We start from the raw sequence: 15516 nt of genomic DNA, 5'->3' as shown, positions 1-15516 counted from the left end.
CTGGCTGCACGCCGCCAGCGCGGCGGTGCAGGCGGCGATCGTTCGCCCGGCGCACCCCGCCGAATCTGCCGCTCGCCGGCCGGCCGACGCGGCGTCGAGCCACCGCCGGTGGGACGAACGCCGCGCCTCGGGCGGCCGACCGCGGCTAGTCTCCCGCTGGGTGCGAGCCGCGTTCTCGGCCGCGGGCGAGAACCGACCGGCCGAGAACGGGCGAGCAGGTCACGGGCAGGCGGGCGGCACGGCGACGACCGTGAGTTGAGGAGTGGTGCTGTGACGGTGACGGGTGGGTTCGAGCTGGGGCTGACGGGCAAGGCCGCGGTGGTCACGGGCGCGGGCGCCGGCCTCGGGCAGGCGATCGCTCTCGGGCTGGCCAGGGCCGGGGTGCTGGTCGGCCTGGTGGAGATCGACCCGACCAGGGCGACCGCCACCGCCGAGCTGATCGAGAAGGACGGCGGGAGGGCGCTGCCGCTGCCGGCGAACGTGATGGACACCGCCGCGCTCGCCGAGGCGATCACCGCCACGCACGCCGAGTTCGGCCGGCTTGACATCCTCGTGAACAACGCCGGCGGGGTGAAGGGCTCCCGGTTCCTCGACCAGAGCGAGCGCAGCTGGCGGCGTCACATCGACATCAACCTCGTCAGCATGCTCGCGGCGACGTCGGCCGCCGCGCCGCTGATCGCCCAGACCGTCGCCGCCTCGGGCAGCCCAGCCGGCACCGGTGGCAACGGCCGCGGCGGCGGTTCGATCGTCAACATCACCAGCATCGAGGGCATGCGAGCCGCGCCCATGTACGCCGTCTACGCCGCCTGCAAGGCCGGAATGATCAATTTCACCCGGACGATGGCCGTGGAGCTCGCGGAGCAGGGCGTCCGGATCAACGCGATCGCCCCGGACATGACCGGGACCGCCGGCCTGCGCGGCATCATGCGCGGCCCGGTCGACCCGGACGAGCTGCCGCCCGTTCCACCCGAGCGCCTGCCCGGGATCGAGCGCTACGTCCCGCTCGGCCGGGAGGGCGTCGCCAGCGAGGTCGCCGACGCCGCCGTCTTCCTCTGCTCCGACCGTGCCAGCTACATCACGGGCACCACCCTCAGCGTCGACGGCGGCACCGCCGCCTCCGGCGGCTGGCTCCGCGCGGGCGACGGCTGGACCCTCCAGGGCGCCCCCGCGCCGTCTGGCTTCCTCGGTGGGCAGAGTGACGGGCGCCCGGACGGGGCGTGATATCCCGCAGCGGGCACGGTTCGGCGCGCTGCGTGCCGCCGAGTCGTGGCGGCTGCGCCGCGGGCCGGCCATTCCCTGGCGGGCCGACGAGGGGCCCCGAGCCTTCCTGACCACCGTCGTCCGCGTGCCGGAGACGATGGGCGACCGGCTGCGCGAGGCGGCGCGGCCGGCCGCCGAGGCCGGCGGCCACCACCTCTACCCGGCGGCGAGCCTGCACGTGACGCTCATCAATCTCGATCGTCACGCGGACGTTCGGATGGCGCGGCTCGAACAGGCACTGGCGGACTGCGTCGCGGCCGCCCCGCCGGTCGTGTTCGACCTGTGCGGGCTGGCCGTGGCGCGCAGCACCCTCTATGTCCAGGCGTACGCCCGCCCGGGACGGGCGGTTCCGTCGCTGCGCGCGTCGATCCTGCGCCGGCTGGACCCGGCCGGCCGGGAAAGCCCACCGATGGGGGCGGGCCTGGCGTTCAGCAACGTCGTCCGGTTCCGGTCGACCGACATCGCCGCGGCCCGGGAGGTCGCCCGCGCGCGTCGGGCGGACCGCTTCGGCTCGTTCTCCCTGGAGGCGGTCGAGCTGGTCAGGACCGACAAGGTGATGTCGGCGGCGGGAACGGAGATCCTCGCCGTCTTCCCCGCGCGGCGGCGGCCACGCTGACCCGCGGCCCCGGATGATCCGACGCCGGACTAGAACCCGTTGCATGTCGGAGCGCGTCGCGGCACGGTAGCCGGGTGGGCGGCGACGGCGACGCGGGTGAGCCCGTCGTTCTCGACGCTGGCTCGGGTGAGCCCGTCGTCCTCGACGGTGACGCCGGCTCCCGGCCAGGCCTCGCCGCCCCGGCGGTGGGGGCGGCGGGCGGGGGGCGGGACTTCGCCCGCCTGCCCGGAGTGGCGGTCGTCGCCGGCGGAAGCGGCGGGATCGGCGCGGCGGTCTGCCGGCTGCTCGCCGAGCGCGGCAGCGACGTCGTCCTCACCTACCACCGCAACGCCGACGCGGCGGCGGCGACCACGGCGGCGGTCGAGGCCGCCGGGCGCCGCGGCGAGGCCCGCCAGCTCGAGCTCGAGGACGAGGCGGAGACGGCCGCGTTCGTCGCCGACGCCGCCGCCCGGTTCGGCGCGGTGCACACCCTGGTGGTCGCCTCCGGCCCGCACGTCCCGCAGCGGCACCTGTCGACGGTGAGCCCGGCCATGTTCCGCCGCCAGGTGGAGGGCGAGGTGGTGGCGTTCTTCAACCTCGTCCAGCCGGCGCTGCCGGCGCTGCGGGCCGCCCGGGGCAGCGTCGTGGCGGTCACCACGGCGGCGACCCGCCGCTACCCGGTCCGCGACGGCCTGTCCGCCGGCCCGAAGGGGGCGGTCGAGTCGGTGGTGCGCGCCCTCGCGGCCGAGGAGGGCCGGTTCGGGGTGCGGCTGAACTGCGTCGGCCCAGGCATGCTGACCGACGGGATGGCCGAGCGGCTGATCAGCGCCGGCGCCTACGCGGACGGCGCGCTCGACGTCGCCCGCCGCAACATCCCGCTGCGCCGCTTCGGCGCGGCGACCGACGTCGCCGAGGCCGTCTGCTTCCTCGCGTCGCCACGCGCCGCCTACGTCACCGGCGTCATGCTCGACGTCGACGGCGGCTACCACCTCTGACGGCCCACCCCACCGCCCACCGCCGGCCCGTCACCCGCCATCGGCCATCAGCCACCGGCCACCGCGGGCGGCGCGCCCCTCCGGGTGGCACCGGCTAGCCCCACCAGGGCTCGGGGCGCAGCACCAGTGTGCCCAGGGCGCCGCGCTGGTGAGCTGATCTCATGGAAAAGCTCGAGCAAAGGGCGCGGGGCGGCGACGAGGTCCTGCCCGCGCCGAGCGCCCCCGACAGCAGCGCGGTGGCGCTGCGCGACGTCCGCAAGGTCTACGGGCGGCGGGCGGCGGCCGTGACCGCCCTGGACGGCGTGACCCTCGACATCGACCGGGGCACGTTCGTCGCGGTGATGGGGCCGTCCGGCTCGGGCAAGTCGACGCTGCTGCAGTGCGCGGCGGGGCTCGACCGGCCGAGTGCCGGCGAGGTGTTCCTCGACGGGGTGGACCTGCGCCGGCTGAGCGAGAACGAGCTGACGATGCTGCGCCGGGAGCGGATCGGCTTCGTCTTCCAGTCGTTCAACCTCGTTCCGGCGCTGTCCGCCGAGCTGAACGTGGCGCTGCCGCTGCGGCTGGCCGGCCGCCGGCCGCGGCGGCGGGAGGTGCGGGACGTGCTCGCCGCCGTCGGGCTCGCCGGGCGCGGCCGGCACCGGCCGGCCGAGCTGTCCGGCGGCCAGCAGCAGCGGGTCGCCATCGCGCGGGCGCTGGTCACCCGGCCGGCGGTGCTCTTCGCCGACGAGCCGACCGGGGCGCTGGACACCCGGACCGGCCGCGATGTGCTGACGCTGCTGCGCGAACTGGTCGACGTCGACGGCCAGACGATCGTGATGGTCACCCACGACCCGGTCGCCGCCTCCTACGCCGACCGGGTCGCGTTCCTCGTCGACGGCCGGGCCGCCGGCGAGCTGCTCGACCCGGACCCGGCCACCGTCGCCGCCCGGCTCGCGGGCCTCGAGCCCGACCGTCACGAGGCCGATCGCCACGAGCCCGATGGTCACGAGCCTGTTGGCCTCGAGCCCGGTGGGGAGAAGCTGAGATGACCGGGCTCGTCTGGCACATCGTCCGGGCCCGCATGAGCAGCCTGCTGGGGACGTTCCTCGCGCTGGCGCTCGGTGTCGCGCTGCTGGCGGCGATGACGCTGACGCTGGTCAGCACCGTCGGCGGCTCGGGGCGCGCCCCGCGCTGGTACACCGCGCCCGACGTCGTCGTCGCCGGCGCCGGCAAGGTCAGCATCACGAGCGGCTCCGGCGAGGACCGGGAGACGTCCTCGACCAGGACGATCCGCACCCGCGCGCTGCCGGCCGGGCTCGCCGACCGGCTCCAGGCCGCCCTGGGCGGCGAGGCGGCGGTGGTCGTCGACGTCGCCGGCTACGCGGCCGCCGACGGCGCGCCGGGTGACACCGTCCACCCGTGGTCCGCCGCGGCCCTGCATCCCTACTCCTGGGTCGCGGGGGGTGCGCCGCGGGCGGCCGGGGACGTCGTGCTCAGCGCGCCCACCGGCCACCGCCCCGGCGACCGCGTCACCGTGGCGACCGCGCATGGCACTCGCGTGTTCACGGTGAGCGGGGTGCTGCGCACCGACGCGCCGGGGGCGTTCTACGCGACTGATCCCGTCGCCATGGAGCTGGCGGACGGCCGGGTCACGGCGGTGGCGCTGGCGGTCCGTCCGGCCACGACCGGCGCCGGCACCAGCACCAGCACCGGCGGCGCGGCCGGCGACCCCGCGCGGCCGCGCGACGCGGCGGCGCTCGCGGCGGCGGCGCGGGCCGTCATCCACGACGCGCGCGCCGACGACGGCTCCGTCAGGGTGCTCACCGGCAACAGCCGCCGGGCCGGCGAACCCGACCCGGACGGCGAGCGCCGCACGGTCGCGATCGCCCTGCTCGGCACCACCACCGGCCTCGGCGGCTTCGTGTCGGTCTTCGTCGTCGCCGGGACGTTCGCCTACGCCGTCGCGGCCCGCCGGCGCGAGTTCGGCCTGCTGCGCGCCGCCGGAGCCACGCCGCGTCAGGTGTTCCGGCTCGTGCTCGGCGAGGCGCTCGCGGTCGGCCTGCTGGCCTCCCTCTCGGGCGTGCTGCTGGGCACGCTGCTCGCCCCGGCGTTCGCCGAGGTACTGGTCCGTACCGGGTTCGCGCCCAGCGACTTCACGGCCCATTTCGTCTTCTGGGCGGTGACCCCGGCGTTCGGCACGGGCCTGCTGGTCGCGCTGGGGGGCGCCTGGGCGGCGGCGTGGCGCGCCGGCCGAATCCGGCCGGTCGAGGCGCTGCGGGAGGCGGCGGTGGACCGGCGGGCGATGACCGTGGGCCGCACCGTCATCGGCCTGCTCGCGTTCGGCGGCTCCGTTCCGCTCATCGCGGTGTTGATGGTGAGCCCCTCGGCGAGCGCCGTGGCATTGATCATCGTCGCCGCGATGCTGCTGATCGTGGGGTTCGCGCTGTTCGCGCCACTGATCATCCCGCCGCTGGCGTGGCTGCTCACCGCGCCGCTGGCCGCCTCGCCGGGGGCGGTCGGGCTGCTCGCCCGCCATGGCGCCCGCGGCGCCGTCCGGCGCACGGCGGCGACGGCGGCGCCGATCCTGGTGACGCTCGGCATCGCCGGCGCGACGCTCACCGGCTTCGGCACGCTGCAGGCGGCGACCGACAGCGCCGCCCGCGACCAGATCACCGCGGACGCGCTGGTCGTGCCGGCCGTCGGCGCCGGCCTGCCCGACGCCGCCGTCCAGGCGCTGCGCGCTGTCCCCGGCGTGCGGGCCGCCGTGCCCGTCGGCGACGCCTCCGTCTACGTCCGCGACGACGAGGATCTCGAGCCCTGGGCCGCCCGCTACGCCACCGGCGCGGATCTCGCCGGCATGCTCGACATCCCGGTGACCGCCGGCCGGCTGGCCGACCTCACCGGCACCGACACGGTCGCCGTGCCGGCCGGCAGCCGGTGGAAGCTGGGCGAGCGGGCCGAGCTGTGGCTCGCCGACTCGACGCCGGCGCGGCCACGGGTGGTCGCCGTGCTCGACCGGCGGCTCGACCTCGACGAGACCTTCCTGCTGCCGGCGGCGCTGCGCACCGGGCACGAGCCGGCGCTCGCGACGGTCGTCTACCTGCGCCTCACGCCGGAGGCGGCGCGGTCGGCGGCCGACCGGGCCGGCGTCGCCGCCGCCGTGGCGACGGCCACCGGTGGCGTCGGGAAGACGGTCGGCACCGACGAGTACCTGTCCGCGGCGAACGCGGAGCAGGCCAGGGCCAACCGGCAGGCGTCGGTGGTGGTGCTCGGCATGGCGCTCGTCTACACCGCGATCGCGATCGCGAACACGCTGGTCATGGCCACCCGGGACCGGACCCGCGAGTTCGCCACCGTCCGCCTGGCCGGCGCGACCCGCCGGCAGGTGCTGGCCGTCGTCGGTACCGAGGCTGTCGTGGTGACCGGCGTCGGCGCGGCGCTGGCCGCCGCGGTCACCGGGATCACCGCCTGGGGCGCCCAGTACGGCCTGGCGGATCTCGCGCCGTCCGTGCCGATCGTCATTCCCTGGGGCCCGCTCGGCGCGATCGCCGCGACCTGCCTCGCCATCGCCCTGCTGGCCAGCGTCATCCCCGCGTCCCTGCTGCTGCGCCGCGACCCCGCCGACCTGGCCGCCGTCCAGGAGTGACCGGGACCGTCCCCACGAGAAGACCAGCAGCGATGGGTGCGACACTCGTCGCCTGGTTCGGCGGAAAGGGCGACGAGGGCGGACGGACGGAGGAACGGCGGCGTGAAGGGCGGCGGCGACGACAGGGATGACCGCGGGGACGACGGCGGGCGCACCTCGGAGCGCAACTGGGCGGAGAACGTGACGTTCGCGGCGGCCCGCGTCGTCACCCCGACGTCGGTCGCCGAGCTCGCGCGGGCCGTGACCGGCGGCGGCGCGGTGCGCCCGCTCGGCACCCGGCACTCGTTCAACCGGATCGCCGACACGGACGGCACGCTGATCTCGACCGCCGGGTTGCCACGCCTCGTCCGCCTCGACCCCGCCGCGCGGGAGGTGACGGTGAGCGCCGGCACCCGCTACGGCGACCTGGGCCGGGAGCTCGACGCGGCGGGCTGGGCGCTGCGCAACCTCGGGTCGCTGCCGCACATCTCGATCGCCGGGGCGTGCGCGACGGCGACGCACGGCTCGGGCGAGCGCAACGGCAACCTGGCGACCTCCGTCGTCGCTCTCGACCTGGTCACCTCGTCGGGAGAGCTCGTGACCGTGAGGCGGGGCGTCGACGAGGACTTCGACGGCCACGTGGTCGCCCTGGGCGCGCTCGGCGTCGTCGTCGCGCTGACCCTGGAGGTCGTCCCGACGTTCCAGGTCAGCCAGCACGTCTACGAGGGCCTGACGCGCGGGAGCCTGCTGGCGGGCGTCGACGAGATCCTCGGCGCGGCCTACAGCGTCAGCGTGTTCACCACCTGGGACCCGGACGCCGGCTCGCAGGTGTGGCTCAAGCGGCGTCTCGGCGAAGGCCGTGAGGCTGGCGAAGACCGCGAAGACCGCGAAGACCGCGAAGACCGCGAAGGCGGCGCGGGCACAGCCGCGCCGGCGCCGGCGGAGCTGTGCGGCGCCCGGCCGGCCACGCGCCCGCTGCACCCGATCCCCGGGGTCGACCCGGTGCACACGACCCAGCAGCTCGGCGCCCCCGGGCCCTGGTTCGAGCGGTTGCCCCACTTCCGCCTGGGCTTCACCCCGAGCGCCGGCGACGAGCTCCAGTCCGAGTACTTCGTTCCCCGCGACCGCGCCGCCGCGGCTATCGAGGCCGTCTACAAGGTCAGCGGCGACATCCGCGGCGCGCTCCAGATCGGCGAGCTGCGCACGGTCGCCGCGGACGGTCTCTGGCTGAGCCCCGCCTACCGCCGCGACGCTCTCGCGCTGCACTTCACCTGGCTACCCGACGAGTCCGCCGTTGCCCGCGCGGTCGCCGCCGTCGAGCGAGCACTCGCCCCGTTCGACCCCCGTCCGCACTGGGGGAAGGTCTTCGCGATGGATCCCGGGCAGGTGCGGGCCGGGTACCCCCGGATGGCGGACTTCGCCCGGCTGGCGACCCGTTATGATCCGTCCGGCGTCTTCCGCAACGACTTCCTCGACGCCTACCTTGACCCCTACCCGCGGCTCGGCTGACGGCGCGGCCCCGGCGGCCCGCCCCGGGAGTCCGGCGGTGATGGCACCAATGGGGCTTGCCTCGGGGAAACCGCCTGATCGCCCATTCGGGCGATCAACGGCGCCGTTGATGTGATGGCATCCGGTTGACCACATCGGACGCTCGTCCGCATGACTTCGAGTGGCCGACCACATGCAGAAGACGCCCGTCGGCGACAGCACCACCACTCATGTCCAACGGAGCCACGATTATGCCCGTCGGCAACTTATCCGGCCACGTTCCGCAGTATTCGGCGAATCCGGTTCGACCGCTACGTCGCAAGCGCCACATTGCTATCGTCTGTATCGTTCCAATCGGTCGTACGGAACATCGCCTGCCACGCTTGATCTCATTGCCGGACCGCCCCGCGCCCGCGAGCCCGGCCAGCGTCTCATATATGCGGGGGAAATGTGATCACCGCCCAGGCGGCGCATGAGCACGCCAGCAGCGACACCATTTTCGTCGCGAGTTCCATCGGTCTCGCCTTGATCGGCTCGTTCGCCGCGCTGGTGAGCGCTCTGCGCATCCCGTCCGCCCAGGGCGCCGCCCGGCGCAGGTGGATCGCCGCGTCCGCGGTCTCCCTCGGGGGCGGCGCGATCTGGTCCATGCATTTCATGGGAATGCTCGGATACCACGTCGACAATCGGCAGCTTGCTTACAACCTCCCGCTGACCGCTCTTTCTCTGCTGATCGCCATCGGTGTTTCGGCGATCGGGCTGTCCATCGTCGGAAGCAACCCGAGAAGCGTCGGCCGTCTCGTCGTCGGCGGGGTCATCGCGGGGCTCGGCGTGGCGGCCATGCACTACACCGGCATGGCCGCGATGCAGGCGGGCAGCACCGTCACCTATAACACGAAGCTGGCCGGCGCCTCCGTCGTCATCGCCGTGGTGGCGGCGCTGGCCGCTCTCTGGCTGGCCTTCCGGGTGCGCACCACCGCGCACGTCGTCACCGCGTCCGTCGTCATGGCCGGCGCCGTCTGCGGAATGCACTACACCGCCATGGCGGCCACCCAGATCGCCCAGACCGACCACCTGGACCAGATCGGCGGCGCCGATCCCATCGTGCTGAGCTTCCCCGTCATGYTGATCGCCTTCATGGTGCTGGCGCTCATCATCTTCGCGGCGCTGGGCGGCTTCGCCGACTCCGGTATGATATCGCTCAGCATCGGCGAGCGGAACGGCCGGCATTCGGCCGCCCCGGTCCCCGCCTCCGCCGACCGGCAGAGCTCCGGTCCGCTTGGCCCGCACCAGTCGGCATCGGGTACGGATGCCCGGGACGCGGCCGGGCGARCCGCCTTCGGTGACCAGCCTGGGCGCGACCGCTTCGACCAGACGGCGCCCGCCGGGCAGGACTGGGCGAACTATCCTTCCCGGCAGCCCACGGCGCCGGCCCGGCAGCCCACGGTGCCGGCCCGGCAGCCCACGGTGCCGGCGCCCGCGCCGGCGTTCCCGGAAGACGACCGGCAGACGCCGCTGTACCGATAGGGTCGACCCGCGCTGTGTGGCGGCCGAGCCATGTGGCGGCCGTGTAGTCCCAGTCTCAGGCAGAGGATGCTGGCCGGATGACGACCCTCGACGACCTGGCCGCTCTCGGGCGCGAGGAGCACGGGCTGGCGGTCGTCTCGACCGTGCGGGGCGACCAGACAATCCAGTCGTCGGTCGTCAACGCGGGCGTGCTGGCGCATCCGTTCACCGGCGAGGCCGTGCTCGGTTTCGTCACCTACGGCAGGGTGAAGCTGGCGAACCTGCGTGCCCGCCCCCAGGTGACGGCCACGGTCCGGTCCGGCTGGCGGTGGGCGACGGTCGAGGGGCGCGCGGAGCTGATCGGCCCCGACGACCCGCGTCCGGACGTCGACGCCGAGCGCCTGCGGCTGCTGCTGCGTGAGGTGTTCACCGCGGCGGGCGGCACCCATGACGACTGGGACGAGTACGACCGCGTCATGGCCGAACAGCGGCGCACGGCCGTCTTCGTCCGGCCCGACCGGGTCTACAGCAACGGCTGAAAACCCGCGGCGACCGGCGCTGCCCCTCGGGGGTTTCGCCCTGTTCAGCCGTGGCCGTGATCGCGGTTCGGCCTTCCCGTGGCTGTGACCGCGGCCGTCTCACGACCACCGGAGGACCCAACCGGCGATCACGCCTGTGGGCCGACGCGTCGCCGGGCGGTGGGCGCGTACAGCGCGGCGCGCAGGCCGGGCGCGAGGTGCCGCACCAATTCATCAGCCGGCATGCTCGCGATGGGTTCCAGCTCGAGCACGTAGCGGGTGAAGATGGTGCCGGCCACCTGCGCGGTGAACGCCGCGGCGCGGTACGGGGCGTCCGCGCCGCCGACATACTCGGCCAGCCGGCCCACCATCTCCCGCTCCAGCACCTCCCGGAACAGCCGGGTCAGCTCGGGCTCCTGCACGATCGCCGCGATCATCAGCCGAAGCTGGCTGCCGCGGTCGGAGTCGTCCCAGGTGGCGACGACGGTGCGAAGCACCCGCTCCGGTAGCGTCGCCCGGTCGCCCGGCAGCGCGGCGGACAGCAGCTCGGGCGGGTTGGCGAGCAGGCCGAGCGTCGCGCCGAACAGGCCCTTCTTGGAGCCGAAGAAGTAGCTGATCAGGGCCACGTCCACCCCGGCCTCGGCGGCGATCGAGCGCAGCGTCACGGTCCGGTAGCCGTCCGACAGAAAGCGGCGGCGCGCGACCTCGAGGATCTCGCTCCGGGTGTCCGGGCTGCCGGCCCGCCGGCCGCGCGCGCTCCCCTCGGTCTTATTCATCATGGTTGAAATTGTGCCGGGAGCGGGCGACCTTGGCCAGGGATCACACCCCAGGCTGGAGGCCCACGATGACCATCACCACGGCGACCCCCGCGTCGCCGGCAGACCGGCAGGGCGGCCCGCACCGCGCGGTACTCCCGGTCGTCATGCTCGCCCTCGCCACCGTCGTCGCCGCCGTCGCGTCGCTGAACGTGGCGCTTCCCTCGATCGCCCGCGACACCCACGCGGACCAGACGCAGCTGTCCTGGATCATCGACGCCTACGCCCTCCCCTTCGCGGCGCTGCTGCTCCTCGGCGGCGCCATCGGCGACCGGTACGGGCGGCGGCGCGCACTGATCGTCGGCCTCGCGGTCTTCGGGGCCGGCTCGCTCGCGGCCATGACCGTCAGCGATCCGGGCTGGCTCATCGCGATGCGCGCCGTGCTCGGCGCCGGCGCCGCCCTGGTCATGCCGGCGACGCTGTCGACGATCACCGCCACCTTCCCGCCCGAGCAGCGGTCGCGCGCCGTCGGAGCCTGGGCCGGCGTCGCCGGGGCGAGCGCCCTGCTGGGAGTGCTCGCCTCCGGTCTGCTCCTGGAGGTCTGGTCGTGGCGCTCGGTGTTCGGGCTGAACGTCGTCCTCGCGCTGGTGGCCCTCGCCGCCACCCTGCGGGTGATCCCCGAGTCGGCGGATCCCGGCGCCGGGCGGCTTGACGTGATCGGCGCGCTGCTCACGGTCGCCGGGCTGGGCGTGGCGGTCTACTCGATCATCGAGGCGCCCACCGAGGGGTGGAGCAGCCCCCGGACGCTGATCGGCATCGCCGCCGGCGTCGTCATCCTCGTCGGTTTCGTCCTCTGGGAGCTGCGCCACCCGAACCCGCTGCTGGACCCTCGCCTGTTCGCCCACCGCGCCTTCACCGCCGGCACCCTGTCGATCACGTTGCAGTTCTTCGCGTTCTTCGGGTTCATCTTCCTGCTCCTGCAGTACCTGCAGCTGGTCCGCGGCGACGGCCCGCTCGTCGCGGCGGTGAGCCTGATACCGATGAGCCTGACGATCATGCCCGCCGCGCGCGTGGTCGCGCCCCGCATGACCAGCCGGCTCGGCGCCCGCCCGGTCGTCGTCCTCGGGCTCACCCTGGTCACCGCGGGCCTGCTGGTGCTGTCGCGCCTGGACGCTGACAGCGGCTACTGGCTGCTGCTGGCCGGCCTGCTGCCGCTCGGCGCCGGCATGGGCCTGGCCATGACGCCCGCGACCACCGCGATCACCGACGCACTGCCGGCGGCGAAGCAGGGCGTCGGCTCGGCGACGAACGACCTCGCCCGCGAGCTGGGCGGCGCCCTGGGGATCGCCGTGCTGGGCAGCATCCTGCAGTCGACCTACCGCGACCACCTGCACCCCGCCGGCCTGCCGGCCCCGCTCGCCGAATCCGCCCGGTCCTCGCTCGCCCTCGCCACCCGGCTGGGCCCGGCCGTCGCGCGGCAGGCGGAGACCGCCTTTGTCGATGGCATGCGGACCGCGCTGACCTGCGCCGCCATCGTGGTCGCCGCCGCGGCCGTCGCCGTCGGGATCCTGCTCCGCCCCGCCCCGGCGCGGGACGACGCTCACGAGGCGGCCGAGGCCGCCCACGACCAGCGGTCCCCGCATCCCGCCTCGTCGTAGGCGGCTCCACCCCGAGCCCGGCGGTTCGAACCGAACTCATATGTTCGCCAGATGGAATGGTCCGTGGACGGCACCGCGGCGGAGGGTCGGGGGTGAACGATGGAGGAAACCGGGCCACGACTGCTGGTCGTCGATGACGAGCCGAACATCGTCGACATGCTCCGGATGGCGCTGCGCTTCCACGGGTTCGACGTGGTCACCGCACGGTCCGGGCGGCAGGCCATGGCGGCGGTGGCCGCGCGGCGCCCGGACCTGCTCGTGCTGGACATCATGCTGCCCGACGGCGACGGCCTGGAACTGTGCCGGCAGTGGCGGGAGCAGGGCGTGGACGTGCCGGTCGTGTTCCTCACCGCGCGCGACCGGCACACCGACAAGATCGCCGGGCTGACGTACGGCGGCGACGACTACGTCACCAAGCCGTTCTCGATCGACGAACTGGTCGCCCGGATCAGGGCCGTGCTGCGCCGCACGCGGCGGGAGCCACCCGCCGCGTGCACGCCAGCGCTGACCTTCGCCGACGTCCGGCTGGACGAGGACACGCACGGCGTCACCCGCGCGGGCCAACCCGTCGAGCTGGCCCCCACCGAGTTCAAACTGCTGCGATACCTCATGACCAACCCGAACAAGGTGCTCTCCCGGGAACAGATCCTCGACGCCGTGTGGAGCGAGGACTACCGCGGCGGCACCACCGTCGTCGACCAGTACGTCAGCTACCTGCGACGCAAGCTCGCGCCCTACGGACCGCCGCTGATCCACACCCAGCGGGGCTTCGGCTACGCCCTGCGTGAGGACATCCCGCCGGTCCGGCAGTCGGACACCGGCGAGGCGTGACCGAGATCCCGCCGTGACGCTGCGCGTCCGCCTGATGCTCGGGCTGCTGGCGCTGCTCGCGGTCTGCCTGGCCGTCGCCGGGACGGCGAGCGCCCTGGCTCTGCGGTCACACCTGGTCGACGAGACGGACAACCAGCTGCGCGGAGCCCAGAACCTGATCAGTACCCGCGGCGTCACGGTGCTGACCCGGCTCGCCCCGCTGTTCGGCGGCGTCGGGCTGCAGCGCGCCGTGGCCCCGACCGAGTTCGTGATCGAGCTGCGCCAGCCCGACGGCTCGATGATGACCCTCACCGGCGGGACCGACCAGCCGGCGGCCGGCGGCCGGCTCCTGGCCGGCGTCACCGACCTGGACCGCCGGATCGCGGCGGGCTCGCCGTTCACCATCGAGGCGGTGGACGGCCGCTACCGAGCGCTGGTCACGGTGCTCCCCGGCGGCGTCACCGACCTTGTCGCGCTGCCCATGCGGCCGGCCGAGGACACCATCGGCCGGCTCCTGCTGGTCGAGACAGTCGCCGCCGCCGCCGTGCTCGCGCTTGGTGGCGGCTGCGCCTGGCTGCTGCTCGGCCGCGGCCTGCGCCCTCTGCGCGACATCACCAGCACCGCGGCCGCGATCGCCGACGGCGATCTGGAACGCCGGGTGCCGCATGGCCGGTCGCGTACCGAGACCGACCGCCTCGCCGCCGCCCTCAACGTCATGCTCACGCAGATTCAGACCGCCTTCGAGGGCCGTAGGCGCTCGCAGGAGCGCCTACGGCAGTTCGTCGCCGACGCCTCGCACGAGCTGCGCACCCCGCTGACCTCGGTACGCGGCTACGTCGACATGCTGCGCCAGGGCATCGTGCCGCCGTCCGGCACGGACGACGCGCTCCGCCGCGTGCAGGACGAGACCCGCCGGATGAGCACCCTCGTCGACGACATGCTCTACCTCGCCCATCTCGACGAGGCCCGGCCGCTCGAACACGCCGCCGTAGACCTTGCCGCCATCGTCCGGGACGCCGCCACCGACGCCGCCGCGGTCGAGCCGGACCGGCCGCTGTCCGTGCGGGTGCCGCCGGAATGCCTTGTCGTCGGGGACGCCGACGCGCTGCGGCAGGTGATCGGGAATTTGCTGACCAACGTCCGCGTCCATACCCCGCCCGGCACGCCCGCTCAGGTCGCCCTCGACACGACGACCAGCGGCGAGATCCTGCTCGAGGTCCGCGATGAGGGGCCGGGCGTGCATGCGGCCGACCTGGACCGGATCTTCGACCGCTTCTACCGGTCCGCCGCCGGCCGGGACCGTGGCCGCGGCGGCAGCGGCCTGGGGATGGCCATCGTCGCCGCCATCGCCGCCGCCCACGGCGGCCGGGCCGAGATCGTGAGCGCGCCCGGGCAGGGGCTGGCCGTCCGAGTCACGTTGCCCGGCCCCTGAACAGAAACGCGTCAAATCCGTATGCCGCTCGCCTCCGGCTCACATCTCGTCCGCATGAACGGGCCGTCTGCTAGGTGTCATGCGGAAACCGGTGGCTTGGCTCGGATCGCCAACCCGTCCACTCGCGCGACGGGTGGTCATCGTGGGCGGCCGAGCCAGGTGGCCGGGCAGGTGGCGGTGGATCGCCGCGGCGCCGCTCGTGGTCTCGGCCGCCCTCCTGCTGACCGATCGTCTGCTGGTTCGCGTCGCCGAGCACCGCCTGGCCAGCCGGCTGGGCTGCATGGGCACGCTGACGGGAACCCGATCTGTGCACATCGGCGGATTCCCCTTCCTGACACAGCTCGCCGCCGGTCATTTTCGGACCGTGACGGTCACAGCCGACGGGCTTGACCGAACCGACCGGCTGACCGACCTCGCCGTGACGTTTCGCGATGTCCACGTCCCGGGCTGGTCGGCCATCCTCGGCCATCCGGCGCCAGGTTCCCTCACGGTTGGCTCGGTCTCGTTGACGGCCGTTCTGCGCCTTGGCCCCGACGGGCCGGGCAGCCGGTTAGCGCGCCTGCTCGGGCCTGGGCCGCTGGCGACCGGCCGCCCGGCCGTGGCGGTGGCGGTGGCGGTGGCGGTCGCCGGGCGTCCGTCAGCCGCCGTCCTGCCGCCGGGCGCGCACCTCGACGGCGTCGAACCGGTGCCCGGCGGGCTGCGACTCGCGGTCACGATGCCCGGAGCCGCGCTGGCCGGTCTGGACCGCGTGGACGGAGGGACGTGCCGTGGCTGACGCGCGACGACCCGGCACCGCGACATCGGGCCTCCCGACACCCGGTCTTGTGACGCCTGCCCCCACCACACCACGCCCCACGGCCACAGCACCATGCCCCGAGGCGCCACGCGTCGGCTGGCG

The 15516-nt window shown here is 74.5% G+C and carries 13 protein-coding genes; 12 read left to right on the top strand and 1 reads right to left on the bottom strand.

What is annotated here, in order from left to right:
• Positions 1 to 270: 270 nt before the first annotated feature.
• From BL253_RS23725 to BL253_RS23690, 8 genes are all read left to right on the top strand, one after another.
• The gene (locus tag BL253_RS23725; RefSeq protein ID WP_076819319.1) at positions 271 to 1221 is read left to right on the top strand and encodes an SDR family NAD(P)-dependent oxidoreductase; all 951 of its coding nucleotides are present in this window, start codon (positions 271 to 273) and stop codon (positions 1219 to 1221) included.
• Positions 1196 to 1876 (top strand): 2'-5' RNA ligase family protein, encoded by a 681-nt coding sequence (locus BL253_RS23720; protein ID WP_081438611.1) that lies wholly within the window; start codon positions 1196 to 1198, stop codon positions 1874 to 1876. Before BL253_RS23725 ends, BL253_RS23720 begins: the two co-directional genes overlap by 26 nt.
• Before the next feature lie 74 nt (positions 1877 to 1950).
• The gene (locus tag BL253_RS23715; protein WP_241835050.1) at positions 1951 to 2850 is read left to right on the top strand and encodes an SDR family NAD(P)-dependent oxidoreductase; all 900 of its coding nucleotides are present in this window, start codon (positions 1951 to 1953) and stop codon (positions 2848 to 2850) included.
• 161 nt (positions 2851 to 3011) lie between these two features.
• Positions 3012 to 3878, top strand: a complete 867-nt coding sequence (locus BL253_RS23710) for an ABC transporter ATP-binding protein (RefSeq protein ID WP_241835049.1) — start codon at positions 3012 to 3014, stop codon at positions 3876 to 3878.
• Positions 3875 to 6475, top strand: a complete 2601-nt coding sequence (locus BL253_RS23705) for an FtsX-like permease family protein (RefSeq protein WP_076819318.1) — start codon at positions 3875 to 3877, stop codon at positions 6473 to 6475. Before BL253_RS23710 ends, BL253_RS23705 begins: the two co-directional genes overlap by 4 nt.
• Before the next feature lie 102 nt (positions 6476 to 6577).
• Positions 6578 to 7963 carry an FAD-binding protein gene (locus tag BL253_RS23700; RefSeq protein ID WP_076819317.1) on the top strand — a complete coding sequence of 462 codons (1386 nt, stop codon included), beginning with the start codon at positions 6578 to 6580 and terminating at the stop codon, positions 7961 to 7963.
• Between the two features lie 429 nt (positions 7964 to 8392).
• Positions 8393 to 9466: an MHYT domain-containing protein gene (locus tag BL253_RS23695; RefSeq protein WP_076819316.1), complete on the top strand. Its 1074-nt coding sequence runs from the start codon at positions 8393 to 8395 to the stop codon at positions 9464 to 9466.
• A 77-nt stretch (positions 9467 to 9543) separates the two neighbouring features.
• Entirely contained in the window at positions 9544 to 9984 is a 441-nt protein-coding gene (locus tag BL253_RS23690) for a TIGR03618 family F420-dependent PPOX class oxidoreductase (RefSeq protein ID WP_076819315.1), read from the top strand.
• 128 nt (positions 9985 to 10112) lie between these two features.
• Here the strand turns inward: BL253_RS23690 and BL253_RS23685 are convergent, their stop codons facing one another.
• The gene (locus BL253_RS23685; protein WP_081438610.1) at positions 10113 to 10742 is read right to left on the bottom strand and encodes a TetR/AcrR family transcriptional regulator; all 630 of its coding nucleotides are present in this window, start codon (positions 10740 to 10742) and stop codon (positions 10113 to 10115) included.
• A gap of 65 nt (positions 10743 to 10807) precedes the next feature.
• Between BL253_RS23685 and BL253_RS23680 the strand changes: the two genes are divergently transcribed.
• From BL253_RS23680 to BL253_RS42995, 4 genes are all read left to right on the top strand, one after another.
• Positions 10808 to 12376, top strand: coding sequence for an MFS transporter (locus BL253_RS23680; protein ID WP_076819314.1), 1569 nt, complete (start codon positions 10808 to 10810; stop codon positions 12374 to 12376).
• A 99-nt stretch (positions 12377 to 12475) separates the two neighbouring features.
• Positions 12476 to 13207 (top strand): response regulator transcription factor, encoded by a 732-nt coding sequence (locus BL253_RS23675; protein ID WP_076819313.1) that lies wholly within the window; start codon positions 12476 to 12478, stop codon positions 13205 to 13207.
• Between the two features lie 13 nt (positions 13208 to 13220).
• Entirely contained in the window at positions 13221 to 14618 is a 1398-nt protein-coding gene (locus BL253_RS23670) for a sensor histidine kinase (protein ID WP_076819312.1), read from the top strand.
• A gap of 199 nt (positions 14619 to 14817) precedes the next feature.
• Complete coding sequence (locus BL253_RS42995) at positions 14818 to 15393, top strand: LmeA family phospholipid-binding protein (RefSeq protein ID WP_198946373.1); 576 nt, start codon at positions 14818 to 14820, stop codon at positions 15391 to 15393.
• The last annotated feature ends 123 nt before the right edge of the window (positions 15394 to 15516 follow it).

The sequence above is a fragment of the Pseudofrankia asymbiotica genome, assembly GCF_001983105.1.
Classification (GTDB): domain Bacteria; phylum Actinomycetota; class Actinomycetes; order Frankiales; family Frankiaceae; genus Pseudofrankia; species Pseudofrankia asymbiotica.
Note: the sequence above shows the minus strand (reverse complement) of the source record. Positions and strands in the feature narration are given on the sequence as shown.

Coding starts and splice junctions, on each gene's coding strand:
- BL253_RS23685 (WP_081438610.1), bottom strand. CDS start 10,742: ATGATGAATAAGACCGAGGGGAGCGCGCGCGGCCGGCGGGCCGGCAGC.
- BL253_RS23705 (WP_076819318.1), top strand. CDS start 3,875: ATGACCGGGCTCGTCTGGCACATCGTCCGGGCCCGCATGAGCAGCCTG.
- BL253_RS23690 (WP_076819315.1), top strand. CDS start 9,544: ATGACGACCCTCGACGACCTGGCCGCTCTCGGGCGCGAGGAGCACGGG.
- BL253_RS23680 (WP_076819314.1), top strand. CDS start 10,808: ATGACCATCACCACGGCGACCCCCGCGTCGCCGGCAGACCGGCAGGGC.
- BL253_RS23710 (WP_241835049.1), top strand. CDS start 3,012: ATGGAAAAGCTCGAGCAAAGGGCGCGGGGCGGCGACGAGGTCCTGCCC.
- BL253_RS23675 (WP_076819313.1), top strand. CDS start 12,476: ATGGAGGAAACCGGGCCACGACTGCTGGTCGTCGATGACGAGCCGAAC.